The organism is Streptomyces sp. NRRL B-1347, assembly GCF_000720325.1.
Lineage (GTDB): Bacteria > Actinomycetota > Actinomycetes > Streptomycetales > Streptomycetaceae > Streptomyces.
This window is the reverse complement of sequence record NZ_JOJM01000010.1, coordinates 124,809-150,901: the sequence shown is the minus strand read 5'-3', so window position 1 is coordinate 150,901 and position 26,093 is coordinate 124,809. Positions and strand designations below refer to the sequence as shown.

The following is a 26,093-nucleotide window of genomic DNA, read 5'->3' as shown; positions in this document are numbered from 1 at the left end:
GCGACCTTCGCGCCGATCTCCATCGCTGAGCTGGAGGTCCGCGATCGTGGACGGTTGACGCTGCCACAGTCGCCACTCGGTCTGTCAGAGCCGTAGTTGAGGGCTGTAGAGGTCGATCCAGGTGCGCAGGTCGAGGAACTTCTCCAGTGCGGCGCGGAGCGCCTGGGGCCGGGGGTGGTCGGTGGGTCCGGCGTGTGCGGCGCGAGTCGCCGCCGCTCTGGCGAACAGGGCGAAGACCGGGTGGCCGGGCTCCCCGAGGGTCTCGCGCACCTGATCCTGGAGCGCGGACACATAGCGTCGGTCCCGGGTCATCGGGTAAGGGCTCTTGCGTCGCATCAGCACGCTCTCGGGTACGACGGGGCGTGCCGCGGCGCGCAGCACGCTCTTCTCCCGGTTCTGTGCCGCGTGCAGGGACCAGGGGATGTTGAAGGCGTACTCGGCGATGCGGTGGTCGCAGAACGGCACCCGCACCTCCAGGCCGACGGCCATGCTGAGCCGGTCCTTGCGCTCCAACATGCCGCCGAGGCTGCGGGTGATGTGCAGGTGGAGCAGTTCTCGGGAACGGCGTTGGGCGGGGCTTTCGCCGTCGAGCGCCGGGGTCTCGCCGACGGCTTCGCGGTAGCGGTGCTCCGCGTATCCGGACAGGTCGAGGGCCGTGGCCAAGTCCGGTGGCAGGAAGGCGCGTTCCTGGCGCGTCCGGCCGAGTGCGGCGGTCAGCCAGGGGAAGCCCGCGCCCGCTCGCAGGGCGGCGTCGTGGAACCACCAGTAGCCGCCGAACATCTCGTCGGCGCCCTCCCCCGACAGCGCGACCGTGGAGTGCTCGCGTATCGCGGTGAAGAGCTGGAGCAAGGAGTGGTCCATGTCGCCGCGGCCGACGGGCAGGTCACGGGCGCGGACGGCGGCCCGGCGGACGTCGGGGCTCGCGAGGTCTCCGGCGTCCAGGACGATGTCGGCGTGTTCGGTGTCGAGGTGCTTGACGATTTCCTGTACGTAGGGCGCGTCGGGGCTGACGTTGTGGTGGTCGGGTGTGAAGTGGTCGGCGTGTCCTTGGAAGTCGACGGAGAAGGTGCGCAGGCGCTCGCCGTGCCCGCTCAGGGCCTCGGCCGCGAAGCCGGCGATCGCGCTGGAGTCGAGCCCTCCCGACAGCAGCAGGCAGCGGGGCACGTCCGCGACGAGCTGCTCGCGCACCGCGCCGCTGAGGAGTTCCTCGACGTGCGCGGCGGTCGCGTCCGCGTCCTCGGTGTGGGGCCTGGCGGTCAGGCTCCAGTACGTTCGCTCGCGTACGCCGTGGCGGTCGACCGTGGCGAGGTGGGCGGGGCGCAGCTCCCGCATGCCGCGCCAGACGGCCGCGCCCGGCGTCTTCACGCCGAGGAAGATCTCGCGCAGCCCGTCGTGGTCGACCGCGGCCTCGACCGCGGGGTGCGCGAGGACGGCTTTGGGTTCGGAGCCGAACAGGATCCCGTCGGCCGTGCGGTAGTAGTAGAGGGGCTTGATGCCCAGGCGGTCGCGGACCAGGAGGAGGCGGTCGGTGCGGCCGTCCCAGATCGCGAAGGCGTACATGCCCGTCAGGTGCTCGACGAGGCGCTCCCCCCATTCCAGGTAGGCCCGCAGGACCACCTCGGTGTCGCTGGCGGTGCGGAAGGGGTGACCGCGGCCGCGCAGGTGCTGCCGCAGGGCGACGAAGTCGTAGACCTCTCCGCTGTAGGTCATGGCCACGGGGCCGTCCGGCGTGTCCACGGTCATCGGCTGCGTGCCGCCCTCGACATCGATGACCGCCAGTCGCCTGTGTCCGAGGGCGGCGTACCTGCCGGTCCAGGTCCCTGAGGCGTCCGGTCCCCTGGTCCGCAGCGACCGGGTCATCGCGCCGATGGTCTCTTCCTGGTGGCTGAGGTCGGCGTCGAACGCGACCCATCCTGCGATGCCGCACATGAGGGCTCGCCCCTTTCGTCATTCACCGGTGGGTCCGGACCGGCCCGGCCCGGAACTCGGTGCCGGGTGGTGGGTGCGGGGCGTCAGTCAACGAGGATGCGGTCGCCGCGGGTGGTGTCGCTGCCGGGGGCCGGCTCGGCCGGGTCGGATCCCAGAGCCGAGATCCTGTTGTCGTGGTCGACGTGGACGACCTTGGGCACGAAGCGGGCCGCGTCCGCGTCCTGGACGTGCGCGTAGGCGATGATGATGACCAGGTCGCCTGGGCTGATCAGCCGTGCGGCCGCGCCGTTGATGCCGACGACCCCGGAGCCGCGCCGTCCTTCGATGAGGTAGGTGGACAGGCGGCTGCCGTTGTTGATGTCGACGATGTCGACCTTCTCCCCGGGCAGGAGGTCGGCCGCGTCCATCAGGTCCCGGTCGAGGGTGAGTGATCCGACGTAGTGCAGGTCGGCCTGGGTGACGGTCGCGCGATGGACCTTGGACTTGAACAGGGTGCGGTAGTACATGGCTCTGCCTTTCTCGCAGGGGTGTTCCCGGCCGGTTCGCACGGGGACGTAGTACGGGGATGGGGTCCGGGCCAGTCAGCACGCGGACCCCGTCCGGGAACTGACGGTGGATCAGGCCTGTACGGCCTTGGTCTCCAGGAACTCCTCCAGGCCCGCGGCCCCGCCCTCGCGGCCGTTTCCTGACTGCTTGTAGCCGCCGAAGGGCGCGTTGGGGTCGAAGGCCGCTCCGTTGACCTGCACCTGTCCGGCCCGCAGTTTGCGCGCCAGGGTGAGGGCGCGGTGTTCGTCGGCGGACCACACGGCCGCGGCCAGGCCGTACACCGTGTCGTTGGCGATGTTCAGGGCCTCGTCCTCGCTGTCGTACGCCTCGATGGCCAGGACCGGGCCGAACACCTCGTCGTGGTGCACGGCCATCTGTGGGGAGACCCGAGAGAGCACGGTGGGCCGTACGAAGAACCCCCGGGGCATTGCGGCGGGTGGTTCGTCGCCGCCGGTGACGAGTTCGGCTCCGTCGGCCAGGGCACGGGTGATGTGGTGCCGTACGCGCTGGAGTTGGGTGGCCGATGCCAGCGGGCCCAGCCGTGTCCGCTCCTCACCGGGGTCCCCGGGTGCCCAGCCCGTAGCCGTGTGGCGGGCCAGTTCCTCCACCTCGGCGAGTACGGGACGCGGCACGATCAGGCGGGTGAGGGCGGAGCACGTCTGGCCGTTGTTCATGAACGCCGATGCCATGACGGCGGGGACGACACGGGCGGGGTCGGCGTCGGCCAGCATGACCGCGGGGCTCTTGCCGCCCAGTTCGAGCGTCACCTTCTTGACGGTCCGCGAAGCCAGGGCGCTGACCCGGCGGCCGGTGTGCGTGGAGCCGGTGAAGGAGACCGCGTCGACTCCCGGGTGCGCCGCCAGCGCCTCACCCGTGCGCGGTCCGCTGCCGCAGACGAGGTTGAACACGCCGGGAGGCAGCCCGACGGAGTCGATGACGTCGGTCAGCTCCCAGATGCTCAGGGGCGCGACCTCGCTGGGCTTGAGGACGACGGTGTTTCCCGCGGCCAGGGCGTGGGCGACCTTCGCCGCGGCCTGGTGGACGGGGTAGTTCCACGGGGTGATGGCCGCGACCACTCCGTACGGCTCGCGCAGGATCCGCGACGGGCCCTGCGCACGCTCGAAGGGGTACTCCAGAGCCGTGCGGGCGGCCTGGAGGAAGCTGTTGACGGGCAGGGTGACCTGCACGGCCCTGGCGAAGGACAGCGGGCTTCCCACGTCCCGGGTGATCAGCCGGGCCAGGGGCTCCGCGCGGCGGCCGAGCTCCGCGGCGACGGCGCGCAGCCGGTCGGCCCGTTCCTCCACGGGTGTGGCCGCCCAGCGCTCGGCGGCGGCGCGCGCCGCGCCCACGGCGTCGTCGACGTCCGCCGCGGTGGCGTCGGGTACGGAGGCGAGTGGTTCCTCGGTCGTGGGGTCGACGACGGTGAGCAGGGCGGGGTCGTGCGACGGCACCCAGGCGCCGTTGATGTACAGACGGTCGTGAGCTGGCATGTGCGCTCCTCCTCAGTCGGCGCGGCCCCGCTGTGCGTCCGTGGTGGGGAAGCGAGCTTGCAGCCAGGTGGTGATGTCGGTTCGTGCCTGTGTCGCGGCGGACGACTCGCACAGCAGGAAGAAGACGTGCAGCGAGCCGTCGTAGCGTCGGACGGTGCTGGGCACGCCGCTGGTGCGCAGGTGCTGGCCGTAGGCCGCCGCCTCGTCCCGCAAGGGGTCGTACTCCGCGCTCAGGATCAGCGCGGGAGGAAGGCCGGTGTGCTCCGGGGCGAGCAGCGGGCAGGCGTAGGGGTGCGCCGCGTCCTGCGGGGAGGGTAGGTAGAGGTCCCAGAAGTGGGTCATGGCGGCACGGGTGTTGAGGTATCCGCTCGCGTACTGGCGGTAGGAGGCGAAGGGCGAGTCCGTGGCGGGAGCCAGGCTCGGGCAGATCAGCAGCTGCGCGGCGATCGAGGGGCCGCCGCGGTCCCGGGCCATCAGGCACGTGGCGGCCGCCAGGTTCCCTCCCGCGCTCTCCCCCGCGACCACCAGGCGCGCGGGGTCGGCGCCGAGTTCCTCCGCCCGCTCGGCCAGGGCGGCGACCGCGGCGTAGGCGTCCTCGGCGGGGCCGGGGAACTGTGTCTCCGGGGCGCGTCGGTACTCCACGCTGGCCACGACGGCGCCGCTGGCGTTGGCCAGCTTCCGCAGTGGCCTGTCCACCAGTTCCACGTCTCCGGCGATCCAGCCGCCGCCGTGGAAGAACACCAGCAGGGGACGCGGACCGGGGCGCCGGATGGGCTGGTAGACGCGGACCGGCAGCATTCCGGCCGGGCCCGGCACCGTGGTGCCGGTGATCGACATGACCGGTTCGGGCGCCCCTTGGGCCAGTCGCAGGCCGCCCATCAGCTCCCGGGCCGTGGGCACGTCGACCGATTCGAAGGGCGGCATGCGCAGCTGGGCCAGCTGGTCCAGGAACGCCTCGGCCTGCGGGTGCAAGGGCATCGGGACTCCTTCGGTGGCATCAGGGGTTTCACGAGCGGGTCGGTGTCCGGGGCGCGTGCGGGTGGGTCGGCGTCCGCGGTGTGTGCGGGTGGTCCGCGGGGCCTCGGGGCTCGTAGTGCGCCAGGTTCACGCGGCGGGTGCGGCGGCGGTACTCCGCCGTCTGGCCGGGCCAGTTGGTGGTGACGAACCCGTTCTTTCCGCGGTACCAGTTGCGGCAGGCCGACCAGACGGTGGTTCCCAGGCGGTGCCGCATCTCCTTGGTGAAGGTGTCCTCGGCGTCCGCGCGCACGTCCAGCAGCGGACGCGTGCCGCGGCCGATGACGCGCAGGGCGTCGAGGACGTAGCGGATCTGGCTCTCGACCATGTAGACGACCGAGCCTGCGCCGACGTTGGTGTGCGGTCCGTACAGGACGAACATGTTGGGGAAGCCGGGCACCGTCATCCCCAGGTAGGCCCTGGCGCCGCCGCGCCAGTGGTCGGCCAGGGTGCGGCCTTCGCGTCCGGTGACGTGCAGCGACGCGAGGAATTCCGTGGCCGAGAAGCCGGTGGCCTGGATGATGACGTCGACCGGGTGCTCGCTGCCGGTCTCGGTGCGGATGGCCTTGTCGGTGAGCTCCGCGACGGGGTCGGTGACCAGCTCGACGTGGGGTTCGTTGAAGGCGGGGTAGTAGTCGCTGGAGATCCCGATCCTTTTGCAGCCCACCTCGTCACGCGGGGTGAGGCGCTCGCGGAGCGCGGGGTCGTGGACCTGTCGGCGCAGTTGTGCCGCGCAGCCGAAGGCGGTGAAGCCGCGGGTGCGCCACCGCCGGGTCAGGCCCGGCACGGTCAGCTCGTTGAACAGCCACCAGCCCAGTCGTGCCGCCTTGGCTCCGATCCAGGCGAGGGGCCCGCTGGTGGGCCGGTAGGTGCGTTGCCAGCGGGGCACCACGTAGGGGGCGGAGCGCTGGAACACCGTGAGGTGTGCTGCCTGCTTCGCCACCTGGGGCACGATCTGCAGGGCGCTGGCGCCGGTCCCGATCACCGCGACCCTGCGGCCGGTCAGGTCCAGGCCGTGGTCCCAGCGGGCCGAGTGGAAGATCCGTCCCGTGAAGCGCTCGGTGCCGGGCAGGTGGGGTGAGGAGGGGCGGCTCAGCTGGCCGCAGGCCGGCACCAGGACGTCCGCCTCGTAGGTGTCGCCGTTCTGGGTGCGCAGGTGCCAGCGTCGCGTGTGCTCGTCGAAGCGGGCCTCGCGGACCTCGGTGCCCAGGCGCAGGTGGTCGTGGAGGCCGTGGTCGTCCGCGCAGCCGCGCAGGTACTCCAGGATCTCCTGCTGTCCGGCGTAGCGCTGGGACCAGGTGTGCGGTGCGAACGAGTACGAGTACAGGGGGGCGGGGATGTCGCAGGCGGCGCCGGGGTAGGTGTTGTCGCGCCACACCCCGCCGATGTCGTCGGCCCGTTCCAGGATCGTGAAGTGGTGGTGGCCCGCCCGCTTGAGGGCCATGCCCAGGCCGAGGCCGCTGATGCCCGCCCCGACGATCACCACGTGGACCGGGCGGCCGTGCCGTGGAGGGCGGCGGGGCCGGTTCATCGCGGGGTCCGTGGCGGTGCCGGGGTGATGTTGTGGTTGAACCGCAGCAGGTTGTCCGCGTCGTACGTCGCCTTGACCCGGGCCAGGCGGGCGAGGCGGGCCTCGTCCCAGAAGGCGCGTACGCGGTCCGTCTCGTCGTCCTCGGAGGTGGTGTTGAGGTAGGTGTTGCCGTGGCTGAAGGCCTTGAGCCGGGAGCTCGCCTTCTTCACCCAGGCCCGGCAGCGGTCGGAGTCCGCGGGGTCCTTCCACTGGCAGATCACATGGATCAGCCAGCTGTCCTCGCGGTGGGCGAACGCGGTGGCGTCCGCGGCGACGGCCGTGGCCGCCGTGTCGAAGGGGTGGACGTTGATGGTGGTGAGCGACGACGGCAGATCGCCGCCGATGGCCGCGACGGCCGCGATCTGCTCCGCGCCGAGGCCGGGCAGGAACTCGCTGGTCCAGTAGTGCAGGTTGCCCGCCGGGTTGAAGGCGTCCAGCATCGACTGCACGGCCACCAAGGGCATCGGGCCGAGGCTGTCGTACAGCGGGCTGCCGAAGTCCCGCAGGGGCCGCACGGTATCCCAGGCGTCCTCCATGGGGCCGAAGTAGCGCACGAAGAGGGCCACCATCGGCATGCCCTGGAACTCCTCGGGCACGAAGTCCGCCTCGGGGGCGTGGATGAACAGCGCGTCGGCGCTCAGGTGCGCGGGGCTGGTGGCGCTGAAGTCCCGCAGGAACGTGAGGACTTCCTCGGCCCGGTCGACGGGGTGGGCGAGGAATCCGGCCAGCATCATCGGCCCGACGGGGTGTGCCTGGAACTCGAAGGAGGTGACCACGCCGAAGTTGCCTCCGCCGCCGCGCAACGCCCAGAAGAGCTCCCCGTGGCTGTCGGCACTGGCGGTCACCAGGCCGCCGTCCACGGTGACCACGTCGGCGGACAGGAGGTTGTCGCAGGTCAGCCCGTACTTGTGGAGCATCATGCCCACCCCGCCGTTCAGGGTGAGTCCGGCGATGCCGGTCTCCGACATCTGGCCCGTCGGGATCGCCAGGCCGTGCAGCTGCGTCTCCCGGTCCACGTCCCCCAGCAGCGCTCCGCCCTGTACCCGCACGGTGCGGCGCTGGGCGTCGACGTGCACGCCGCGCATGAGGGACAGGTCGATGACGAGTCCGTCGTCGCACATCCCGTGTCCGGCGACGCTGTGCCCGCCGCCGCGCACGGCGATCAGCAGTCCCTCCTCGCGGGCGAAGCGCACCGCCGTGACGACGTCCGCCGTCCCCAGGCACCGGGCGATGACGGCGGGCCGCTTGTCGATCATGGCGTTGTAGACCCGGCGCACGGTGTCGTATCCGGCGTCCTGCGGCCCCACGACCTCGCCCATCAGCTGTCCGCGCAGGCGGTCGAGCGCACCGTCCTTCATGACGTCTCTCCAGACTCTCGGGGTGAACCTGCGGAAATGTCCAGCTCGGGCCGGAAGCGTGCATGCGTCGCCTCATCGGGAGCCGAATTCCGCTTGCGCTCGCGGTAGTTCTCCAGGAATTCCACAAAGGCGTGATGCATGTCGTCGGGAATCTTCGTCAGCACACCGCGCTCCGCGTCGACGAACGCATGAATGGTGCGCGCCTCGGCGACGAGCCGGCCGCCCTGCTTCCGGTAGATCTCGTAGTAATAGGTGAGGGTGCCGGGTGCGGCCGCCCACGTCCTGATCACGAGCTCGTCGAGGTACTTGGCGGGCTGGTGGTAGCGGACGTACAGATCGGTGGTCGCGATCTGGTACTTGCGGTAGTCGGCGCCGACGTCCAGGGCGAACTTCTCCCGCCCGAGGTCGAACCAGGGAATGTAACTGGCATAGTAGGCATGCCCCTGGAGGTCGCACTCCCCCCAGCGGACCCGGGCCGTGGCCTCTACGCTGACGTCACGCATGAGGTTGGTGGCCGACTGCACGAGACGTGGCATGGTCTCCTCGTTCTCCTCCTGAGCCGCCGGCGGGCTCCGGGCCCGCAGCGGTCAGCGCTGCTGCGTCCGCTCCAAGACAAGCCCAGAACGGCATCGCGGGCACCGAATGTGTCCGCTTCATGTCACGGCTTGCACGGATCTTTCGGCAGCGGCCCACGCGGCCTTGGAATCTGATGGGCGCATTACGCATTCGTTGACAAGCGCTCGCTGCCGAATTTAGGTTTATGCCGCCTGGAGGAGCTCCCCCGCAGCAGCGAGAGCCATTTCCGCTCACGGGACGTCGACTCCTTCTCCGAACTCGCCTCTTCCGAACGGGCGGAGACCCAGCCATGAGAATTCCTGACAAGGCCGGGAGAATCCCGGCTCTCCTTCATTCAGCGGGTGTGGACCTGGTGGACCTGCGCCGCTGGGACCTCGCCCTGGCACGCAGCGGGGAGGAGCTGGCACGGCGGTACTTCACACCGCAGGAACGGCTCGCCGCACGGCAACTCGCCACCGCGGAACGGCCCTTCGGGGCGATCCTCTGCCACCTCTTCGGCGTGAAGGAAAGCGTCGTCAAGGCGGCCGGTGGCCTTCCCGCGAAGGCCCGCCTCGCAGATATCGACGTCCAGATCTCTTGCGTACGCGGCGACGAGGAGCCCTGGAGCGTGCGGCTCAGCGGTCCTCTGAGAGACTGGGCCCGCACCGAGCGGCTCGACGTCGTCGGGGCGTCTTCGCCCCTGGAGTCCGGTCTGGCCCTGGCCTGGTCGGCGGCCCGGGACACGGGGCCGCGCCCATGAGCCCGACCGTGGCTTTCGTCTTTCCCGGGCAGGGAAGCCAGTACCCCGGCATGGGCTACGAGATGCAGCGGTGGGGGCCCTGGACCGGCGCCCTGGCGAGCCGGGCCGAGGACGTCACCGGACTTCCGGTACGCGCGCTGATGAAGCACGCCGACGCCGCGGCGCTCGCTGCCCCCGAAGTGGCTCAAGTCCTCGTCCTGACGTGGTCCTTGGCCGCCCTGGAGCAGCTGCGCCGACAGGGCTGGAGGCCCGATGTGGTCGCCGGTCACAGCCTGGGCGAGTACACCGCGCTGGTGGCGTGCGGATCCCTCGACGAGGACACCGCGCTGTCCCTGGTCGCCCGGCGCGGCAGGGCGATGGCGGACGCGGCCGCCGCCCGCCCCGGCACCATGGCCGCGATCGTCGGCCTCGCACCGCAGGCGGTGTGCGGGCTGTGCGACGACGCGTCGGCCGACGGCGAGGTAGCGGTGGTGGCCAACTGGAACTCACCGCGCCAGATCGTGGTGGCCGGAAGCCGGACCGCGGTCAAGGACGTCGTCGCCGCCGCGAGCGCCGCCGGTGCCCTGCGGGCCCGCGAGCTGCCCGTCGGCGGCGCGTACCACTCGCCGCTGATGAACAGCGCCCATCAGCTCCTCACCGAGCACCTCGCCGAGGTCGCGCTCGCCCAGCCCGCGGTGCCGTTCGTCTCCAGCACCACCGGCCTTCGGATCACCGACATCGAGGCCTACCGCCAGGACCTGCTGGCCCAGGTCGTCTCCCCCGTGCGCTGGCGGGACGTCATGCACACCCTGGCCGGGCTCGGCGTGGACACCTACGTCGAAGCGGGGCCCGGCCGCGTCCTGCACGGCCTGGCCCGCGAGATGGCGCGCTCGGCACGCCATCTGACGACCGCGGAGGCGTCGCGGCACGCTCTCGCGCCGCCCGGCCCGGTGAGCCGACCGCGCGCCGTGCCCCTCTCGGGCACGGAAGCCGCGCCCCTCCCCAGCAAGGAACAAGTGACGTGAGCGAACTTCAAGGGCGTGTCGCCCTGGTCACCGGCGCCACCCGGGGCATCGGCCTGGCGGTGGCGCTCGAGCTGGCCCGCGACGGGGCCACGGTCCTGATGAACCACCGCGGCAGACCCGAACAGGCCCAGGAGGCACTGGCCCAGGTACAGAAGATCCAGGCCGAGGCCCGGCTCCTCCAGGCCGACGTGGCCGACGCGGCCGCCGTCGAGCGCATGTTCCGCTCCGTCAGGAACGAGTACGGCCGTCTCGACGCCTTCGTCAGCAACGCCGGCATCACTCAGGACGGCTACGCCCTCATGATGGGCGAGGCCAAGTGGCGCGAGGTCATCGACACCAACCTCACCGGCGCGTTCCTGTGCACGCGTGCGGCCGCCCGCCTCATGGCGCGGCGCCGGGCGGGAGCGATCGTCACCGTGAGCTCGACGAGCGCCGTACGCCCTCCGGTGGGCCAGGCCAACTACGCCGCGGCCAAGGCCGGAACCGTGGCCCTGACGCAGGCGCTCGCCAAGGAGCTCGGCTCCTACGGCGTCCGTGTGAACTGCGTGGTGCCCGGCTTCATCGACACGTCGATGACCCGGCAGATCCCCTCGGACCGGCTCACGGAGAACCTGCGGCACGTCCCGCTGGGTCGCATCGGACGGCCCCAAGAGGTCGCGTCCGCCGTGCGGTTCCTCCTCAGCGACGCGGCCGCCTACGTCACCGGGTCCTCCCTCGTCGTCGACGGCGGCCTCGTCTGCTAGTACGCCCCGTTGTCGACGGCGGCCCCGTCTTCCAGCACGCCTCGCTGTCGACAGCGGCCCCATCCGCCAGCACACCTCGCCGTCGACGGCAGCCCCCATCTGCCAGCACGCGGCCCTCACCCGCCGCCCGCGCGCGAGTCCCCCCTCGCGACCACCCACCCCTTTAAGGAAGCACACCATGGTGATGACACTTCACGAGGCGACCCGCCGAGCGGCTGCCCGGCAGGAGCTGTGCGCGCAAGTCAAGGCGCTGCTGGTCGAACGCCTCGCGCTGAACGTCGACCCGCACACCATCGGCGACGACCAGCCCTTGTTCGGCCGCGGCCTGGAGCTCGACTCCATCGACACCCTCGAACTGGCCATGGCGGTGGAGGACACCTTCGGCGTGACCGTCACCGACGACAACACCCACAGCCTGCTGTCACTGAACCGGCTGGTCGACCACATCGAAGGCGCCCGCGCATGACCACCCAGCCCGCCGCGCCGCCCGCACGAGCGGTACTCGGCGCCGACGACATCGCCCGGCTGCTTCCGCACCGCTACCCCTTCTTCCTCCTTGACCGCATCACGGCGCTGGAGCCCGGCACGAGCGCGGAGGCCATCAAGAACGTCACCGCTTCCGACGCCGTCCTGGCCGGTCACTTCCCCGGCCGCATGCTCTATCCAGGAGTGCTCCTGGTCGAATGCGTGGCCCAACTGGCCGCCGTCGTCTACGGCAGCGCCGCCGCCCGCTCGACGACGGGCGACCTGGTGGCGGACGTCGCCGACCGGGTCGGCTACCTCGCCGAAATCCGTCAGGCCAAGTTCCTCAAGCCCGTTCTCCCCGGGGACCAGGTCACCGTACGCGCGCACAGCGGCCCGCGCATCGGCGGTCTGATCTCGGTCACGGGCCAGGCCGCGGTGGGCCGTGAGCTGGTGATGACCGTGCGTCTGGCCGTCACCGAACTCGCCCCGTGACACGAGCCGTACCACGACCCACGGCACGCCCCGTGCCATGCCCCGTGACACCCCCCGCGGCGCCCTCCTACCGCGCCGTGCCCCCGCCTTTCCCACCACCAGCGTCCGCCGAGCCACCTTTGGAGAAGACACCATGACCACTCACCGCACCACCACCGACGAGGAGTACACGGCGCTGCGGCAGAGCTCCGGCCTCGTCGACTACGACGGCGCGGGCCTGCTCACCGTCACCGGGCCCGAGGCCACGGCCTATCTGGGACGCGTCGGGACGCGCAGCGTCGACTTCCTCCTCGAAGGGCAGAGCACCTCGTCGCTGCTCCTGCGCGAGGACGGCACCATCGTCGCCGAGGCACTCATCCACTGCCACGGCACCGGCTACCTCCTGGAGATCTGGCCGGACCAGGCCCCCGCCGCCACCGCCCACCTCCTGGCCGCGGCCGCCGACCGCTCCGGTGTCACCGTCGAGGACGTCAGCTCGCGGTTCGCGGTGCTCGGCGTCGAAGGCCCCACCTCGTTCAAGATCGCGCAGCAGTACCTGGACTTCCCCATCGCCTCGCTGTCCTACCGCAGTTGCGTCAGCGTCACCTGGGCCGGGAAGCCGGTGACGCTCTCACGGACCGGCGTCACCGGCGAGTACGGTTACAAGTTCCTCGTCCCCGCCGACCACGCGGCGTCCCTGCGCGCCGAGCTCATCGCGCAGGGCGCCGTCGAGTGCGGCAGGGAAGCCCTCGACATCTGCCGCATGGAAGTCCGCTTCGCCAGTCACGAGAGCGAGCACACCGGCGGCCCGGTGACCCCTTACGACATCGGCCTGCAGTGGATGCTCGACCCCGACCTGGACCACACCGGGCGGCAGGCCCTGGACGAGCGGCGCCGCGAGCCGCACCGCTCGCCCGTGTGCTGGATCGCCGAACCCGGCCTGGAGACGGCGCCCCGCCGCGGTACCGCCGTCGCGGTCGAGGACGCCGCCGTGGGCACCGTGACGCACTGCGTGTGGTCGCCCCGGCTCGGCCGCTTCATCGGTACCGCCGCCGTCGACCGGGGCGTGGCCGCCTCGGGCCAGGACTTCCGCCTGGAGGGGACCGGAGCGGCGGTGCGCACCGTCTCGGCGCCCTTCCTGACGGCCACCAGCCTCGGCGTTCCTCTCGACTGAGCCCGTCAGCACGCGGACCGTCCCACGGCAGTGGCAGCAGCGAAGAGGAGAAACCCATGAGCCCCAGCCTGCGGCGCCAAGAGAGCGTCGCCGTCACCGGAATCGGCATCAGCTGCGCGCTCGGCACAGGCGCGGAGCAGGTCTGGCAGGCCGTGCAGAGCGGCGCCAGCGGCATCGGCAAGGCCCAGCGCCTCGATGTCTCCGCACTCAGCTGCCGTTACGCGGGCGAGGTGCGGTCGGTGCCTGCCGACGTGCGGCGCGTCGGCATACGGCCCGACCGTGCCACGCGCCTCGCCCTGGCCGCCGTGGGCGAGGCGGTCACGGGCGCGGGCCTGCGCCTGGCCGACCACGACTCCTACCGGGTGGGTGTGGCCGTCGGCACCTCCGTCGGAGGCCTGGAACACGGGGAGCGATTCCACTGGGACATCCTCAAGAGCGGCCCCACCGCGGGCAGGCGCCACCACCTGACCAGCTATCCGCTGTACACATCGGCGGACGCGATCAGCGTGGCCTTCCGGCTCCGGGGGCCCAAAGTGGTGCTCTCCAATGCCTGCGCGGCCGGGTCCAACGCGATCGGGTACGCGGTGGACGCCATCCGCGAGGGCCGCGCCGACGTCATGATCGCCGGTGGTGTGGACGTGCTCGACATCCTGTCCCTCGCCGGGTTCGACAGCCTCAACGCGCTGGACACCGAGCCCTGCGCGCCCTACTCGCGCAGCAGCGGCACGAGTCTCGGCGAGGGAGCCGCCTTCCTCGTCCTGGAGGCGGAGTCCCTCGCCCGGGAGCGCCGCGCCCCCACCCTCGGCCACGTCCTCGGCTACGCGACGACCAGCGACGCCTATCACGCCACCGCCCCCGACCCGGCGGGCAACGGCGCCTACCGGGCCATGCGCCGCAGCCTCGCCCAGGCATCCCTCGCTCCCGCAGACGTCGACTACGTCAACGGCCACGGCACGGGTACCCCCACCAACGACAAGGCCGAGACCAAGGCGGTGGCGGACCTCTTCTCGCCCGCGCCCCCGGTGCCCATGAGCAGCACCAAGTCCCAGGTGGGTCACATGCTCGGGGCCGCCGGTGCCATGGAGGCGGCCACCTGTGTCCTGGCGCTGCGCGACGGGGTCCTGCCGCCCACCGTCAACGTCGCGGAGCCCGACGACCTGTCCCGCGACGTCGTCGCCAACCACGCCCGCCCGCACGCCCTGGACGTCGTCGTCTCCAACTCCTTCGCCTTCGGCGGCAACAACTGCTCCCTCGTCCTGGGCCGTCGTCCGGTGCCTCCCGCGGACGTCCCCGACCACCGGGTGGTCATCACTGGGGCCGGGCCCGTCACCGCGTTGGGCAGTGGCAGGCAGGCCTTCCTCGACGCGCTGCGCGCGGGGACCAGCGCGGTCGGGGACGCCCGCCTCACCGATGTGTCCCTGTCCCGCACCCGCCGGGCGGCGGAGCTCGACAGCGCCGCGTGCCGACGCCACGTGGACCCGGCCTACGCGCGCCGCCTGGACCAGATCGGCCTGTTCACCCTCGCCGCCAGCCGACTCGCCGTGCGCGACGCCGGGCTGCGGATCACCAAGGCCAACGCCGAACGCATCGGCATGATCTTCGGTACGTTCAGCGGGCCCATGCAGACCGTCGCGCAGCTCAGCGAGACCATCGGCACGGTGGGCCCGCACCGGGTCAACCCCCGCCTCTTCCCCAACTCGGTCATGAACGCGGCAGCCGGTCACGCCTGCCTCGCCCTGCAGATCCGCGGCCCGCTGTCCACCCTGGCCACCGGCTGCGTCTCGGGCCTCAGCGGCCTGGGCTACGCCGCCGACCTCGTACGGCGCGGGGAAGCCGACGCCATGCTCGCGGTCAGCGCCGACGAACTCACCCCCCTGCTCCACGGCGGCTTCGACCGCTTGGGCCTGCTCTCCGACGACAGCGTTCGCCCCTACGCCGCCACGGCCGGCGGCACCGTCCTCGGCGCGGGCGGCGCCGCGCTGGTCGTGGAGTCCCTGGAGCACGCCCTGCGGCGCGGGGCGACGATCCTCGCCGAGGTCAAGGGCCACGCGGTGACCTCCGACGCCTACCGCGTCGCCGGGAACGACCCCTCCGGCCAGGCCTGGGCCGAGAGCTTCACCCGCGCCCTCGACCACGCGGGACTGAGCACGGACGACATCGGCACCGTGTACGGGGACGCGCGCGGCACCGCGGCCATCGACACCGCAGAGGCCCACGCCGTGAGCCGGGTGTGGCGGCCCGGACAAGTCAGGCTGAGCAATCTCAGCCCGTACGTCGGACATGTGCACAGCACCACCTCGCTGATGTCCGCGATCTGCGCCGTCGAGACCGTGCGGAGCGGCTGGAGCCCCGGCGTCCGTCCGCCGTCGACGCCCGGGCCCGTCGACGCCCATCTCCGGGCGATCGCCGACGCGGGCAGGGCCTGCCTGGTCACGGCGGCCAACTGGGGCGGCACGTACGCCTCCCTGGTCATCGCGCCGTACAACGGCCCGGCGGCGTACAACGGCCCGGCAGCGTACAACGGCCCGGCGGCGACGGCGAAGACGGCGGTGCGGTGATGGCGGCGCACGCCCTCGTCCTACTCCCACCGGAGCGGATCCCCGATGCGGACGCCGACCACTGGCACGACTGGCTCACGCCTGAGGAGATCTCCTTCAGTCGCGGCTTCCGCCGTGCGCACGAGCACCTGGCGGCGCGGAAGGCCGCCAAGCTCGCCGTCGCCTCGCTCCTGGGCCTTCCGGCCGATCCGGGGTTCTGCCGGGCGGTCGAAGTGCTCCGGGCCCCCGGCGCCGGGCCCGTGATCCGGTTCGGTGGCACCCCCGGACAGCTCCTGCGGAGCAAGGACCTGCCTCACCCCCACGTCTCCTTGACGCATGCCAGGGGGCACGCCGCGGCGCTCGTCTGGCTGCCGGTGCCGAAGGCGGGCGGGCGATGACCGCGGGCAGCCAGGTGGCCCTCGTCACGGGTGCGCTGGGAGGCATCGGCCGGGCGATCACCGAGCACTTCCTCGCCCGCGGCATGGGGGTGCTCGTGACCGACCTCGACGGCGACGCCTGCCACGAGGCCGCGGTCGGACTCAACGGCGCGGGCGGGTCCGGCCGCGCCCTTGGCTGCGCGCTCGACGTCACCGAACCCGAGGCGTGGGCCCGGGTGACACAGCTGGCCCGGCGCCGCTTCGGCGCCCTGACCGTGCTGGTCAACAACGCCGGAGCGCTGGGGCACCAACCGCTGGAGGGCACGGGCGAGCAGGAGTGGGCCCGCGTGGTCCGCGTCTGCCAGCGGGGCACGTTCCTCGGCATGAAGGCCGTCGCCCCGTGCCTGCGTTCCGCGGGCGGCGGCGCGATCGTCAACATCGCTTCGGTCTACGCGCTCGTGGGCTCCGGCGCCTCGTTCGCCTACCACGCGGCCAAGGGCGCCGTACGTTCCATGACGACCGCCGCGGCCGTCGAACTCGCGCCCAGCGGGATCCGCGTGAACGCCGTCTACCCCGGCATGGTCACCACCGCCATGACCAGCACCGCCCCGGCACGGTTCGTGGAGCGGGCCATCGACGCGACACCCCTGGGCCGCGCCGCCCGCCCCGAGGAGGTCGCGGCCGCGGTCGGCTTCCTCACCTCGCCCGCGGCCTCCTACGTCACGGGCGCCGGACTCGTCGTCGACGGCGGTTACAGCGCCCGATGAAGCCCCAGATCACCGGTACCGCCTCTCTGAAGGGCCGTGGCACTCATGTCCCCTGCGTCTCCTCGCCGGCCGTGGCAGATCCTCGCCGTGCTGTGCACCGGCTTCTTCGCGATCACCATGGACACGACGATGGTCAACGCCGCCGTTCCCATCATGATCAGCGAGTTCGACGCCGGTCTCGCCGAGGCGCTGTGGGTGGTGAACGCCTATGTCCTGACCTGTGCGGCGCTGCTGATCACGGCGGGGCGGCTGGGTGACCGCTTCGGCCCCAAGCGGCTGTATCTGGTCGGCCTCGCGGTCTTCACGATCGCTGCCGCCGGGTGCGGAACGTGCGACAGCATCCGCGAGTTGATCGCTCTGCGCGTGGTGCAGGGCCTGGGCGCGGCGCTGTTGACGCCGCAGACGAGCGCGTTCATCACGGTGCTGTTCCCGCTGCGGCTGCGGGGCGCGGCGTTCGGTGTCTGGGGCGGTGTCATCGGTCTTTCCGCCGTGGCGGGGCCTCTGGCCGGTGGCGGTCTGATCGCACTGGCGGGCTGGGAGTGGATCTTCCTGGCCCATGTGCCCCTCGGCTGTTTCGCCTTCGTCCTGGCGGCGGTGTTCGTGCCGGATCACCGTCCGCGCGTACCGCATCGCTGGGACGTCACCGGCACGCTCCTGGTGACGTCCGGCCTGGCCGCGCTCTGCTACGGGCTCTTGGAGTTCGGCCGGCCCGACGGCGCGGCGTCGGCCGCCTCCGGGGCGTGGATCGGCGTGGGTGCGGTGCTGCTGGTCTGCCTCGTCGCGCAGCAACGGCGCGCGCGGGGCGAGCCCTTGGTTCCCCGGTCCCTGTACCGCAGTCCCGCGTTCGTCAGGGCGTCCCTCATCGGTGCCGGGGTCCACTTCGCCGTGATCGGCACCGCTCTGCCGCTGCTGCTCTACCTCCAGAACATCCTGGGGCACGACCCGCTCGCCGCCGCCACGATCACCGCTCCCTCCGCGCTGGCCGTCGGTGTCACCGCCGTGGTGGTGGGCCGCTGGAGCCTGGGCACGCACACCGCCCGGCTGCTCACCCTCGGGGTCCTGCTCTACGCGGCGGGGCTGGCCCTCACGGTCCTGTGTGCCCGTCCCGGCATGAACGCCTGGCAGCTGCTTCCTCCGATGCTCGTCGCGGACGCGGGCATCGGCTGCACCCTCGCCCCCGTCACGGCCCTCGCCCTGCACGGCGTCGCCCCGCCCCTGGCGTCCGGTGCGTCTGGCGTGCTCAACACCGCCCGGCAGATCGGCGGCGTACTGGGCGGGGTGACTGTCGGCGCTCTCCTGCGGCTGCGGCTCTCCGCCGACCTGCCGGTACACGCCCACGCCGCCGGGAAGGGCCTGCCCGCCGAACTGCGCGCCCCCTTCACCGAATCCCTGCTGTCCCGCCCCGGCGACGGCCTCGTGCGGCCACCGGCCCCGGTCGGCCTGTCCCCGTACGAAACCGACTGCTTCGCCGCCTTCACCGACACCGTCGTCCAGCAGACGTTCATCAGCGCCTGGCGCACCACGATGGCGCTGCCCGTCGGTGTCCTGCTGCTCTGTTGTCTCATCGGCCGACGGCTGTCCCGGTCGCCGGCCAATCCTGCCGACGGTGAACACGTCCGGCCCGCGAGGCGTGCCGGGTTCCCGAATTCCCTTCCTTTTCGGATGCCACCGCAAGGTACGGGCAATAGATTCTCGCGACCGCCGGGAAGTTACTAACCTGGCCGCGGGCCGAAAAGAGAAGCCCTTCGCAATTCCCTCCCCAGCAATACAGAAAGAAGGACACCCATGCTCAACACCTCCGGCAAGATCGGTCGGTTCCTCTTCTCCGCCGCTCTCGTGGGCGCGGTGGGCATCGCGGTCGCGGGCCCCGCGCAGGCGGCCGCTTCGGCGCACTCCTCCCAGTCCAGCGTCGCGCCCCAGGGGCAGTACGTGCACTTCCAGGGCAAGCTCACGGCCGTGGCGGACGACCACGTCAAGGTCTCCACGGGCGGCACGGTGGTGACCGTGCTGCTCACCGGTGACGCCCACTGGATCGGCCACCTCAGGGTCGGCGCCCATGCCGACGTCACGGCAACGCTCAAGGACGGGGTCTACACCGCCAAGGTCATCGTCACCTGGTAGCCCCTCCGCCGCTCGCCCGGGGATCCGCATCAGCGGATCCCCGGGCTCTTTTCATTCCCCGGCGAGTGCTCACGTGAATCAGCTTCCAGCTACCGAAAGAAGAGCGAAACAAGTCCCTTCCGGGAATTACAGAAAGGGTATTTTTCGAAACGTCAGAACACCGCCCGGATCCCCCACTTCATCGTTTCCCGAAGGGCATCCGGTATCGACATCAAGGAGTGCGTCATGAGCAGGTCCCGGAATTCGCTGATCAAGCTGGCGTCGGTCGTCATCGGGCTTGCGGGCACCGTGGGAGCCTTCACGTCGACGGCGCAGGCGGCCGCGGCCGAGCAGCCGCCCGTGACGGCGATCAGCGCCCCGGCGGCCGGCACGGCCGCGAACCCGGCGGAGATCACCCGGTTCTTCGGCAAGATCACCGCCTTCAAGGACGACTACCTGGAGCTCGAGACGGCGCGGGGGAAGATGCGTTTCAGCCTCCGGGACGGAGCCGAGTACTACGGCCCCATGCGCGTGGGCGTCTACGCGCTGGTGGAGGCTTCGTTCGTCAACGGCGAGTGGTACGCCAAGCGGATCACCGCCCGCGCGTAGCGGACACTCGCCCGGGATGCGGCCTCTGCCGGAGAAGCCTCCGGCAGAGGCCCACGCATGTCCGCACCGCACCTCACCACCGCGTTCGGGCGAGCCGGACCACCGTGACGACCGGCGCTCAGCCAGCCGGACCGTCGCCGAGGTGGGCGTCGAGGGCCCCGGCCACCTCCGCGCGGTTGACGACCTGGAGCTTCTTCAGGGTCCGGGCGACATGGTGCTCGACCGTGCGCACCGAGAGGCAGAGCGCCTGAGCGATGTCACGGTTGCTGGCGCCTTCGGCGAGCAGCCGGGCCACCTCGACCTCGCGTGGTGAAAGGTCCTCGCCGTAGCCACGCCGTCCGGGGGTGGCGGGGCGTTTCGCACCCGCCTGCCGCAGGGCGCGCCGGCAGCGGGCGACGTCAGCGGTGGCCCCCAGCCTGCCGTAGGTGTCGAGCGGTTCGTCGAGAGCCGCGGGTTCGAGGAGCGCCCCCGATCCGCTGCGGCAGCGTGCGAGCAGTTCCGCGGCCTGGGCCGCGGGGTAGGGCCGGCCGATGGTCCGCCACTTGTCGCGGGCCTCCTCGAACCACTGGGCCGCGCTCTCGGGGTCGGCGTCCTGTGCCAGCAGCCCACGGGCGACGCAGAGTTCGGCGTCCGCGGCCGGGGAGACATGGGTGACCCTCGCCGCCAGGGCCTCTTCCACCAGGCTCCGGGCCTCCTCGTGGTGACCGGTGGCCAGGCCCGCGCGGACGGCCGCCTGGATCACCCCCAAGGGCTTGTACCAGAGGCTGGACGACCGGAGCAGCCGGATCGTCGGTTCGAGCACGTCCCACGCCTTGTCCGGCTCCTCGCGGGCGAGGTGTACCTCGGCGGTCGACGCCGCGGAATGCAGGGCGCACACCGTTCCGCCGATGCGCTCACCGGCGTGGCGGGCGAAGTCCAAGTACTCCATCGCGGTGCCCCACTGCCCCTTGGAGACGGCCAGGCTCCCGCAGATGAGGGCCTGTTCGCGGTGGGCGATCGCCATGTCGGGGCAGGTGGTGTTCAGTTCGTCGAAGCGCTCTTCGAGGCTTGACCACTCGCCCGCGAACCAGTCGCACCGCAGCAGCTGGGTCCGGGCGAAGCATTCAAGGGAAGGGTTGACGCCGTCGGCCGTGAGACGGGCGGCTTCACGCAGAAGCGCTCCCGCACGCGCGTCCTCCCCTCGGTTCAGCGCGTTCGCGCCGACGTTGTACAGGCCGATGAGCCGCTGCCTTCGCGCCTCGGGGTGCGCGGAGGACCGCGGGAGGGCGTCGACCACGTCCCAGAGTCGGGCATGGCCCTTCCTGGACATCAAGAACAGCTTCGCGGAGGCGAGTTCGGCAAGGCGACCCTCGTCCTCACAGCCCTGGAGAGCGTGTTCGGCCCGCTCCACCCACCGGTCGATCTCGTCCGGTGTCTGCGTACGCTCGTAGAAGATCGCACTGAGCATCCCGGACGCGGCGAGCGAGGGCCACGGCTCGAGTTCCTCCAGCGCCTTCATCAGTTCGCGGTACGAGGCCACGTCACCGGCGTGGTTCATGAGCACGGCGGCGAGCGTGAGCCGCACCCGGCCGCGGGTCTGGACGGGGAGGGTGGGGTCGTCCACGAGCCGCCGCATGATGGCCAGGTGGTGCGCGAAGCGCGTGAACTTGTGCGCGATGTCGCACAGCGCGAGGGCGACGCGTGACCGCACCTCCGCCCGGACTCCTTCCTCGCCGAGGATGCCGTGCAGGAGTTGGGAGGCGATGCCGTCGTCTCCCACGGTGACCGCTTCGCGGGCCGCCTCCTCCGCCTCGCGCAGCCACGCCTGCTTGTCGCCCAGCGCCTTGGAGTGGTGGGCGACCTGGACCAGCGCGGGCTGCCGCTGTCCGCGCAGGGCGCGGTGGGCCCGCTGGTGCAGGTGCAGCCGTCGCGGGCCGGGCAGGTCTCCGTACACGGCTTGCTGCGCGAGCACGTGGCGGAAGGCGTAGGTGGCGGACTCCGGCTCGTGCAGGAGGGACCGGTGCAGGGCCTGGGTGAGCGCGGCGGTCGCCTGCTCGGCCTCAAGACCGGCCACCTCGGCCAGGACGTCCTGGGCCGCGGGGACCGCGAGGACGGCCGCCGCCTCCACGAGGTGGGCGGCGGGTTCGGGCAGCTCGGCCAGCCGCTCGTGGACGGCTTCGCGGAGGGAGCGCGGCGCCGGTGAGCGGCCCAGGAACTCCAATTCCTGTTCGAGGCCTTGGGAGCTGCTCCTCTTGCGCCGGTCCAGGAGCGTGAGCAGGTCCTCCTCCACCACCAGGGGGAGTCCGGCGCTGCGCCGGTACAGCACCCGCCCCAGGGAGTGGCCCGCCACGCGCCCGACCACGCCCGAGGCCAGGTCCGTGACCTGCTGCGCGGTCAGCGCCTGGAGCCGGATCTCGCCGCCCGCCACGCCGATCGGCCGGCGGTAGGCGCTGCCGAGGACCGGTTCGGTGGGCGGCAGGTCCTCCGCCCGGTAGGTCAGGACGAGGCCGAGCCCGTCCGGGGGTTCGCGGGCGATGAGGAACAGCAGTTCACGCGTCGCCTCGTCCGCCCAGTGCATGTCCTCGATGACCAGCACGACAGGGCCGACCGCCCGCAGGACGGCCCGGATGCCCAGGAGGAGCCTCAGACGCTCGGGCATCGCGGAGGCGAGCTGCCGGGAGTCGTCGAGATGCTCGGCCAGGCCCGGCAGGTAGGTGGCCAGCGTCCCGGTCTCGGGCGGCAGGAGGCAGTCCGCCGGGAGGTGCTCCGCCGCCTCGCCGATGGCCCCGAGGACGGGGCCGTACGGGAACGGCTCGCGCAGTGGGTGGCACAGGCCCGTCACCACCTGCGTGCCGGAGGACGTCAGACGCTGTTCCGCCTCGCGCACCAGTCGTGACTTCCCGGATCCGGCCTCGCCTTCGAGCATGACGACCGAGGGCAGGCTCCGCAGGAACGTGACGAGGTCGTCGAGCTCCCGCTCACGGCCGACCAGAGCGAAGCCGTTCTTTCGCATCCACGAGACGTCCGCGGAAGTCGCAGCCTGAACCACCGGTTCTCGTCCTCTGCAGGATGTGAGCGGGCGCGCCTGCCCGGCCACCAGCCGGACGTCCAGCGTAGCCAGTCCCGACGTCGCCTTGCCCCTGTTTTCCGGCGCTTTCCGGGCGCACGGGAGTGGATCCGGGCGGTTCGTCGCGCCCCGGGCGCCCGGCGGCTCGGCACGTGAGCTCCCCGCACATGCGTGCTCTCCGCCGAGCTTTAGGTGGTGCCCCGCATTGAACACGCATCTATCCGCGCGGTCCTCTGGGTATCGACAGGCGCGATCCCTCACAGCTCCGCCCAGCGGAACCGAGGAGGCAGAGATGACTCCGTTCTACGACCACGCCGGCAGCGTGGCACGGGAGACCAGGCCCGTGCCCAGCACCCGGGCCGCGAGCAGGCGGGACGGGCGCTCCCACGGCTCAGAGCCCCCAGCGGCCGCCCCTGAGAAGACAGCCCCTGAGAAGACCGAGCGCCAAGCCGAGGCCGACCGACGCCATCCGCCAGGCCGTGACACGCGACAGCCGAGGGACTTCCGGGCCCTGCGGCTCAGACTGCCCGCCACTGTCAGCACGGTGCCCGGCGCCCGCCACCGGGTGCGCCGCTCCTTGATCGAGTGGGGGTGGGGTGACCAGGTGGACACCGTGGAGCTCCTCTTCTGCGAACTGCTGTCCAACGCCGTCAAGCACACGCCGAAGGACCTCTGGGGCCGGGAGGGCGAGGAGACGGTCGAGGTCAGTGTCCGGCAAGGACACGCGTCGCTCCTCGTCACGGTCGACGACGCGGGCAGCGACGGCGCTCCCGTGGTCGCCGACTCCCCCGTGGACGCGCTCGCCGAGAACGGCCGGGGCCTGCTGCTGGTGGAGGCGATGGCCTCCGCCTGGGGCTGCCGCAGGACCCGGAAGGGAACCAGCACCTGGTTCACGCTGGACTTCCCCGGTTCCGGACGCCGCTGAAGCGCACCCGCGAGGCCAGGCGCCACCAGCCCCGGTGGACGCCCAGCGAGGCGATCCGATCTCGCGCGCAGCGCACGACCTCCCCGCGCAGAGCACACGTCCCCGAGCGCACACATCCCCCAGCGTCACAGGAATACGTACACATGATCCGTACCCCTTCACCGCTTCCCCCACGACCCGCCCGACCAACCGGCTCGCCCGGGCACGCCACGCCCGCCGTGCCGACCGCCCCGCCCGGGCGGCGCAGCCTGAGCCGCACGACGGGCGGCATTCCGGCGCTGCGCTGGCCGGAGCAGGCCGCCGTGGTGCACGAGCTGCGCCTGCGCAAGGCGCCCCGGGTCCTCCTGGTGCTCCCCGGAGAGCAGCCTCCGACCACCCTGGATCCGCTGGAGGACTGGGTCCGGCTGCCCGTCGACGAGCGGGAACTGCGGGTGCGCTGCGACACCTTGCGGGCCAGGGCCTCGCTGCGCAAGCCGGTGCTCGACGCGCACAACGTGCTGCGCTTCGCCGGGCGGCACCTGCCGCTGGCGGCGGGCGAAGCAGCGATCGCCCGTCTGCTCATCGACTCCTACGGGTCGGTGGTCAGCCGGGAGGCGTTGCAGGCGGGCGTGTGGCCGGACGACGAGAACGGTCGGCGCAACGCGCTGGACGTCAGGATCTCGCGTACGCGCCGCCGCCTCACCCCGCTCGGTCTGCTGATCAGGACCGTGCGGCACCGGGGCTACCTGCTCCACGCCGAACTCGACGAAGGAGCGGTATGAACCGCGACGCCAACGCCCCGGTCGCGCCTGACGGGCACGGCACCCGGAGCGACGGCCGGGACGCCCCGACCGACCCCGGCGAGACGCTGGCTCACCTGGCACGCCGCAACGCGGAGCTGTGGCCCGAGGCACCGGCCCTGCGCTGGCGCGACCCCGTCGGCGACCGCCAGCACCGCATGACCTACGCCGAGGCCTGGGACATGAGCGAGGGCACCGCCCGCGGCCTGCTCGCCCTGGGCCTGGCGCCGGGCGACCGCGTGGCGGTGCTCAGCGGACTGCGGCCCGAGTGGACGACGACGCTCCTGGCAGCCGCGGCGTCGGGCCTCGTCGTGGTGTCCCTGCTGCCCTCCACCGTGCCCGAGGAGATCGCCCACGTACTCGGCGACAGCGGCGCCCGGGTGGTGGTGTGCGAGGACTCGGAGCAACTGGCGAAGGTCGAAGCCGCCCGCCACCGCCTGCCCCACCTGAGTCACGCCGTACTGATGGACGCCCCGCCCGAGGCCGCGTGCGCCATACCCACCGAGCACCCCACCCGCACGCTCACCCTGGACGAACTCCGGGCCCGGGGACGGCTCGACGTCAGCGCGGGCGAACTGAGACGACGCTCGGACGCGGTGCGGGCGGAGGACCTGCTGGTCATCATCTACACGTCCGGCACCACCGGCCCCAAGAAGGGCTGCGCCCTCAGCCACGGCAACTACGTCAGCGTCCTGCGGGCCCACCCCAAGCCGCCGCGCGCCCCCGAAGCCACCGACGACCACACCCACGGGACCGTCTTCGTCGTCACGGGCCCGCACACCATCGCGATGCTGATGCAGGTCCTGGCCTGGTGGTCGCGGTACACGCTCGCCTTCCGCCGCGGCGGTCCCGACGACAGCCTGGTGGAGGAGATCCGCGCCGCGCGGCCGCAGATCCTGCCGCTCGTCCCCCTGGCCCTGGAGCAGATCCACAGCTCGATCCTCGCCTCCTGGCCCGAGGAGGACACGTCCCTGATCCAGGAGGCGGCACGGGCGGGCCTGGCCGCACGCGAGCGCGTCAACCGCGGCGAGGTGCTGCCGCCCCGCCTCCAAGAGTGGTTCGAGGCCACGGAGAAGTCCCTGTTCACTCAGGTCCGCGAGCACTTCGGGGGCGCCCTGCGCAGGGTGACGGTATCGGGCGCGCCGGTCTCCCAGGAGATCCTGTCCTTCTTCCTGGGCTGCGGAGTCCCCGTCGTCGAGTGCTACGGGATGACGGAGACGGCGGCGGCAGCCACCACCAACACCCCGGACGCCTACCGGCTGGGAACCGTGGGCAGGCCCCTGCCCGGCGTCGAAGTAGCCACCGCACCCGACGGGGAAGTCCTCATCCGCGGGGCCAACGTCTTCCACGGCTACTGGGGCTATCACGAGGACGAGTTCGGTGCCGTCCGCGACGGCTGGCTGCACACCGGAGACCTCGGCAGCATCGACGCGGACGGATACCTGACGCTCACGGGACGCAACAAGGAACTGATCCAGCTGTCCCACGGCGTGGCGGTGACCCCGAACCCCCTCGAGAGCGAACTGCGCAGGAATCCGCTGATCTCGCACGCGGTTGCCTACGGGGAGGGGAAGCCGCACCTCGTGGTCCTGCTGACGCTCAATGAGCGGTACGCCCAGAAGTGGGCAGCCGATCGCCGCCTGCCCACCGACCTCGCCCAACTGCTTCGAGAGCCGGTCCTGCTGGGGGAACTGAAGCGGACGCTCGACCGCGCCAACGCCACCCTCCAGGAATACTACCGAGCCCAGGATTTCACGGTCCTGGAGCGCGATCTGTCGCTGGACGAGGGCGAGTTGACCATCTCGATGAAGGTCGTGCGCCACGTCGTCCAGGCGCGGTTCCGCGACCTCTTTGAGGCTCTCTACCGGTGAGTG

Annotated in this window: 23 protein-coding genes; 15 read left to right on the top strand and 8 right to left on the bottom strand. The window is 71.8% G+C overall.

What is annotated here, in order from left to right:
• Positions 1-84: 84 nt before the first annotated feature.
• The 7 genes from asnB to IG74_RS47895 all read right to left on the bottom strand — a co-directional run bounded on the left by asnB (position 85) and on the right by IG74_RS47895 (position 8,443).
• Complete coding sequence (gene asnB, locus IG74_RS0112680) at positions 85-1,929, bottom strand: asparagine synthase (glutamine-hydrolyzing) (protein ID WP_030674528.1); 1,845 nt, start codon at positions 1,927-1,929, stop codon at positions 85-87.
• 83 nt (positions 1,930-2,012) lie between these two features.
• A complete protein-coding gene (gene panD, locus IG74_RS0112675; RefSeq protein ID WP_030674526.1) occupies positions 2,013-2,435 on the bottom strand; it encodes an aspartate 1-decarboxylase in 423 nt (140 codons plus the stop codon).
• 111 nt (positions 2,436-2,546) lie between these two features.
• Positions 2,547-3,965, bottom strand: a complete 1,419-nt coding sequence (locus IG74_RS0112670) for an aldehyde dehydrogenase family protein (protein ID WP_030674522.1) — start codon at positions 3,963-3,965, stop codon at positions 2,547-2,549.
• 12 nt (positions 3,966-3,977) lie between these two features.
• Positions 3,978-4,943 carry an alpha/beta hydrolase gene (locus IG74_RS0112665; protein ID WP_051854831.1) on the bottom strand — a complete coding sequence of 322 codons (966 nt, stop codon included), beginning with the start codon at positions 4,941-4,943 and terminating at the stop codon, positions 3,978-3,980.
• Between the two features lie 28 nt (positions 4,944-4,971).
• Positions 4,972-6,510, bottom strand: a complete 1,539-nt coding sequence (locus tag IG74_RS0112660; RefSeq protein ID WP_063761240.1) for a flavin-containing monooxygenase — start codon at positions 6,508-6,510, stop codon at positions 4,972-4,974.
• Positions 6,507-7,907 carry an FAD-binding oxidoreductase gene (locus IG74_RS0112655; protein WP_030674513.1) on the bottom strand — a complete coding sequence of 467 codons (1,401 nt, stop codon included), beginning with the start codon at positions 7,905-7,907 and terminating at the stop codon, positions 6,507-6,509. Before IG74_RS0112655 ends, IG74_RS0112660 begins: the two co-directional genes overlap by 4 nt.
• The gene (locus tag IG74_RS47895; protein ID WP_078868747.1) at positions 7,904-8,443 is read right to left on the bottom strand and encodes an acyl-CoA thioesterase; all 540 of its coding nucleotides are present in this window, start codon (positions 8,441-8,443) and stop codon (positions 7,904-7,906) included. Before IG74_RS47895 ends, IG74_RS0112655 begins: the two co-directional genes overlap by 4 nt.
• A gap of 383 nt (positions 8,444-8,826) precedes the next feature.
• Between IG74_RS47895 and IG74_RS0112645 the strand changes: the two genes are divergently transcribed.
• The 12 genes from IG74_RS0112645 to IG74_RS0112590 all read left to right on the top strand — a co-directional run bounded on the left by IG74_RS0112645 (position 8,827) and on the right by IG74_RS0112590 (position 19,469).
• Positions 8,827-9,222 carry a 4'-phosphopantetheinyl transferase superfamily protein gene (locus tag IG74_RS0112645; RefSeq protein ID WP_030674508.1) on the top strand — a complete coding sequence of 132 codons (396 nt, stop codon included), beginning with the start codon at positions 8,827-8,829 and terminating at the stop codon, positions 9,220-9,222.
• Between the two features lie 8 nt (positions 9,223-9,230).
• Positions 9,231-10,226, top strand: coding sequence for an ACP S-malonyltransferase (locus IG74_RS0112640; protein ID WP_199818823.1), 996 nt, complete (start codon positions 9,231-9,233; stop codon positions 10,224-10,226).
• A complete protein-coding gene (fabG, locus tag IG74_RS0112635) occupies positions 10,223-10,969 on the top strand; it encodes a 3-oxoacyl-ACP reductase FabG (protein ID WP_030674505.1) in 747 nt (248 codons plus the stop codon). Before IG74_RS0112640 ends, fabG begins: the two co-directional genes overlap by 4 nt.
• Before the next feature lie 178 nt (positions 10,970-11,147).
• The gene (locus IG74_RS0112630; protein WP_078868744.1) at positions 11,148-11,435 is read left to right on the top strand and encodes an acyl carrier protein; all 288 of its coding nucleotides are present in this window, start codon (positions 11,148-11,150) and stop codon (positions 11,433-11,435) included.
• Positions 11,432-11,926, top strand: a complete 495-nt coding sequence (gene fabZ / locus IG74_RS0112625; protein WP_030674501.1) for a 3-hydroxyacyl-ACP dehydratase FabZ — start codon at positions 11,432-11,434, stop codon at positions 11,924-11,926. Before IG74_RS0112630 ends, fabZ begins: the two co-directional genes overlap by 4 nt.
• A gap of 133 nt (positions 11,927-12,059) precedes the next feature.
• Positions 12,060-13,079 (top strand): glycine cleavage T C-terminal barrel domain-containing protein, encoded by a 1,020-nt coding sequence (locus IG74_RS0112620; RefSeq protein ID WP_030674498.1) that lies wholly within the window; start codon positions 12,060-12,062, stop codon positions 13,077-13,079.
• A gap of 56 nt (positions 13,080-13,135) precedes the next feature.
• Positions 13,136-15,637, top strand: a complete 2,502-nt coding sequence (locus tag IG74_RS0112615) for a beta-ketoacyl-[acyl-carrier-protein] synthase family protein (RefSeq protein WP_063761238.1) — start codon at positions 13,136-13,138, stop codon at positions 15,635-15,637.
• Positions 15,637-16,014: a hypothetical protein gene (locus IG74_RS0112610; protein WP_030674492.1), complete on the top strand. Its 378-nt coding sequence runs from the start codon at positions 15,637-15,639 to the stop codon at positions 16,012-16,014. Before IG74_RS0112615 ends, IG74_RS0112610 begins: the two co-directional genes overlap by 1 nt.
• A complete protein-coding gene (locus IG74_RS0112605) occupies positions 16,011-16,760 on the top strand; it encodes an SDR family NAD(P)-dependent oxidoreductase (RefSeq protein WP_030674490.1) in 750 nt (249 codons plus the stop codon). Before IG74_RS0112610 ends, IG74_RS0112605 begins: the two co-directional genes overlap by 4 nt.
• Before the next feature lie 45 nt (positions 16,761-16,805).
• Entirely contained in the window at positions 16,806-18,476 is a 1,671-nt protein-coding gene (locus tag IG74_RS0112600; protein WP_158857591.1) for an MFS transporter, read from the top strand.
• Positions 18,477-18,545: 69 nt separating this feature from the next.
• Complete coding sequence (locus IG74_RS0112595) at positions 18,546-18,881, top strand: hypothetical protein (protein WP_030674482.1); 336 nt, start codon at positions 18,546-18,548, stop codon at positions 18,879-18,881.
• 225 nt (positions 18,882-19,106) lie between these two features.
• A complete protein-coding gene (locus IG74_RS0112590) occupies positions 19,107-19,469 on the top strand; it encodes a hypothetical protein (RefSeq protein WP_030674479.1) in 363 nt (120 codons plus the stop codon).
• Positions 19,470-19,587: 118 nt separating this feature from the next.
• Here IG74_RS0112590 and IG74_RS0112585 read toward each other — a convergent pair whose 3' ends face one another.
• A complete protein-coding gene (locus IG74_RS0112585) occupies positions 19,588-22,461 on the bottom strand; it encodes an ATP-binding protein (protein ID WP_037825152.1) in 2,874 nt (957 codons plus the stop codon).
• 346 nt (positions 22,462-22,807) lie between these two features.
• On the opposite strand from IG74_RS0112585, the gene IG74_RS49345 reads away from it, so the two are divergent.
• The 3 genes from IG74_RS49345 (at position 22,808) to IG74_RS0112565 (ending at position 26,090) form a co-directional block, all read left to right on the top strand.
• Positions 22,808-23,440 (top strand): ATP-binding protein, encoded by a 633-nt coding sequence (locus IG74_RS49345; protein ID WP_078868741.1) that lies wholly within the window; start codon positions 22,808-22,810, stop codon positions 23,438-23,440.
• Positions 23,441-23,658: 218 nt separating this feature from the next.
• A complete protein-coding gene (locus IG74_RS0112570; RefSeq protein WP_051854827.1) occupies positions 23,659-24,201 on the top strand; it encodes a helix-turn-helix domain-containing protein in 543 nt (180 codons plus the stop codon).
• A complete protein-coding gene (locus IG74_RS0112565) occupies positions 24,198-26,090 on the top strand; it encodes an AMP-dependent synthetase/ligase (RefSeq protein WP_051854826.1) in 1,893 nt (630 codons plus the stop codon). Before IG74_RS0112570 ends, IG74_RS0112565 begins: the two co-directional genes overlap by 4 nt.
• The last annotated feature ends 3 nt before the right edge of the window (positions 26,091-26,093 follow it).

Excerpts from the sequence above, each read along its gene's own strand:
- IG74_RS0112585 (WP_037825152.1), bottom strand. The coding sequence starts at position 22,461 with ATGCGAAAGAACGGCTTCGCTCTGGTCGGCCGTGAGCGGGAGCTCGAC.
- panD (WP_030674526.1), bottom strand. The coding sequence starts at position 2,435 with ATGTACTACCGCACCCTGTTCAAGTCCAAGGTCCATCGCGCGACCGTC.
- IG74_RS47895 (WP_078868747.1), bottom strand. The coding sequence starts at position 8,443 with ATGCCACGTCTCGTGCAGTCGGCCACCAACCTCATGCGTGACGTCAGC.
- IG74_RS0112610 (WP_030674492.1), top strand. The coding sequence starts at position 15,637 with ATGGCGGCGCACGCCCTCGTCCTACTCCCACCGGAGCGGATCCCCGAT.
- IG74_RS0112590 (WP_030674479.1), top strand. The coding sequence starts at position 19,107 with ATGAGCAGGTCCCGGAATTCGCTGATCAAGCTGGCGTCGGTCGTCATC.
- IG74_RS0112630 (WP_078868744.1), top strand. The coding sequence starts at position 11,148 with ATGGTGATGACACTTCACGAGGCGACCCGCCGAGCGGCTGCCCGGCAG.
- IG74_RS0112665 (WP_051854831.1), bottom strand. The coding sequence starts at position 4,943 with ATGCCCTTGCACCCGCAGGCCGAGGCGTTCCTGGACCAGCTGGCCCAG.
- IG74_RS49345 (WP_078868741.1), top strand. The coding sequence starts at position 22,808 with ATGACTCCGTTCTACGACCACGCCGGCAGCGTGGCACGGGAGACCAGG.
- fabZ (WP_030674501.1), top strand. The coding sequence starts at position 11,432 with ATGACCACCCAGCCCGCCGCGCCGCCCGCACGAGCGGTACTCGGCGCC.
- IG74_RS0112660 (WP_063761240.1), bottom strand. The coding sequence starts at position 6,510 with ATGAACCGGCCCCGCCGCCCTCCACGGCACGGCCGCCCGGTCCACGTG.
- asnB (WP_030674528.1), bottom strand. The coding sequence starts at position 1,929 with ATGTGCGGCATCGCAGGATGGGTCGCGTTCGACGCCGACCTCAGCCAC.
- IG74_RS0112565 (WP_051854826.1), top strand. The coding sequence starts at position 24,198 with ATGAACCGCGACGCCAACGCCCCGGTCGCGCCTGACGGGCACGGCACC.
- IG74_RS0112655 (WP_030674513.1), bottom strand. The coding sequence starts at position 7,907 with ATGAAGGACGGTGCGCTCGACCGCCTGCGCGGACAGCTGATGGGCGAG.
- IG74_RS0112620 (WP_030674498.1), top strand. The coding sequence starts at position 12,060 with ATGACCACTCACCGCACCACCACCGACGAGGAGTACACGGCGCTGCGG.
- IG74_RS0112605 (WP_030674490.1), top strand. The coding sequence starts at position 16,011 with ATGACCGCGGGCAGCCAGGTGGCCCTCGTCACGGGTGCGCTGGGAGGC.
- IG74_RS0112600 (WP_158857591.1), top strand. The coding sequence starts at position 16,806 with ATGTCCCCTGCGTCTCCTCGCCGGCCGTGGCAGATCCTCGCCGTGCTG.
- IG74_RS0112670 (WP_030674522.1), bottom strand. The coding sequence starts at position 3,965 with ATGCCAGCTCACGACCGTCTGTACATCAACGGCGCCTGGGTGCCGTCG.
- IG74_RS0112615 (WP_063761238.1), top strand. The coding sequence starts at position 13,136 with ATGAGCCCCAGCCTGCGGCGCCAAGAGAGCGTCGCCGTCACCGGAATC.
- IG74_RS0112595 (WP_030674482.1), top strand. The coding sequence starts at position 18,546 with ATGCTCAACACCTCCGGCAAGATCGGTCGGTTCCTCTTCTCCGCCGCT.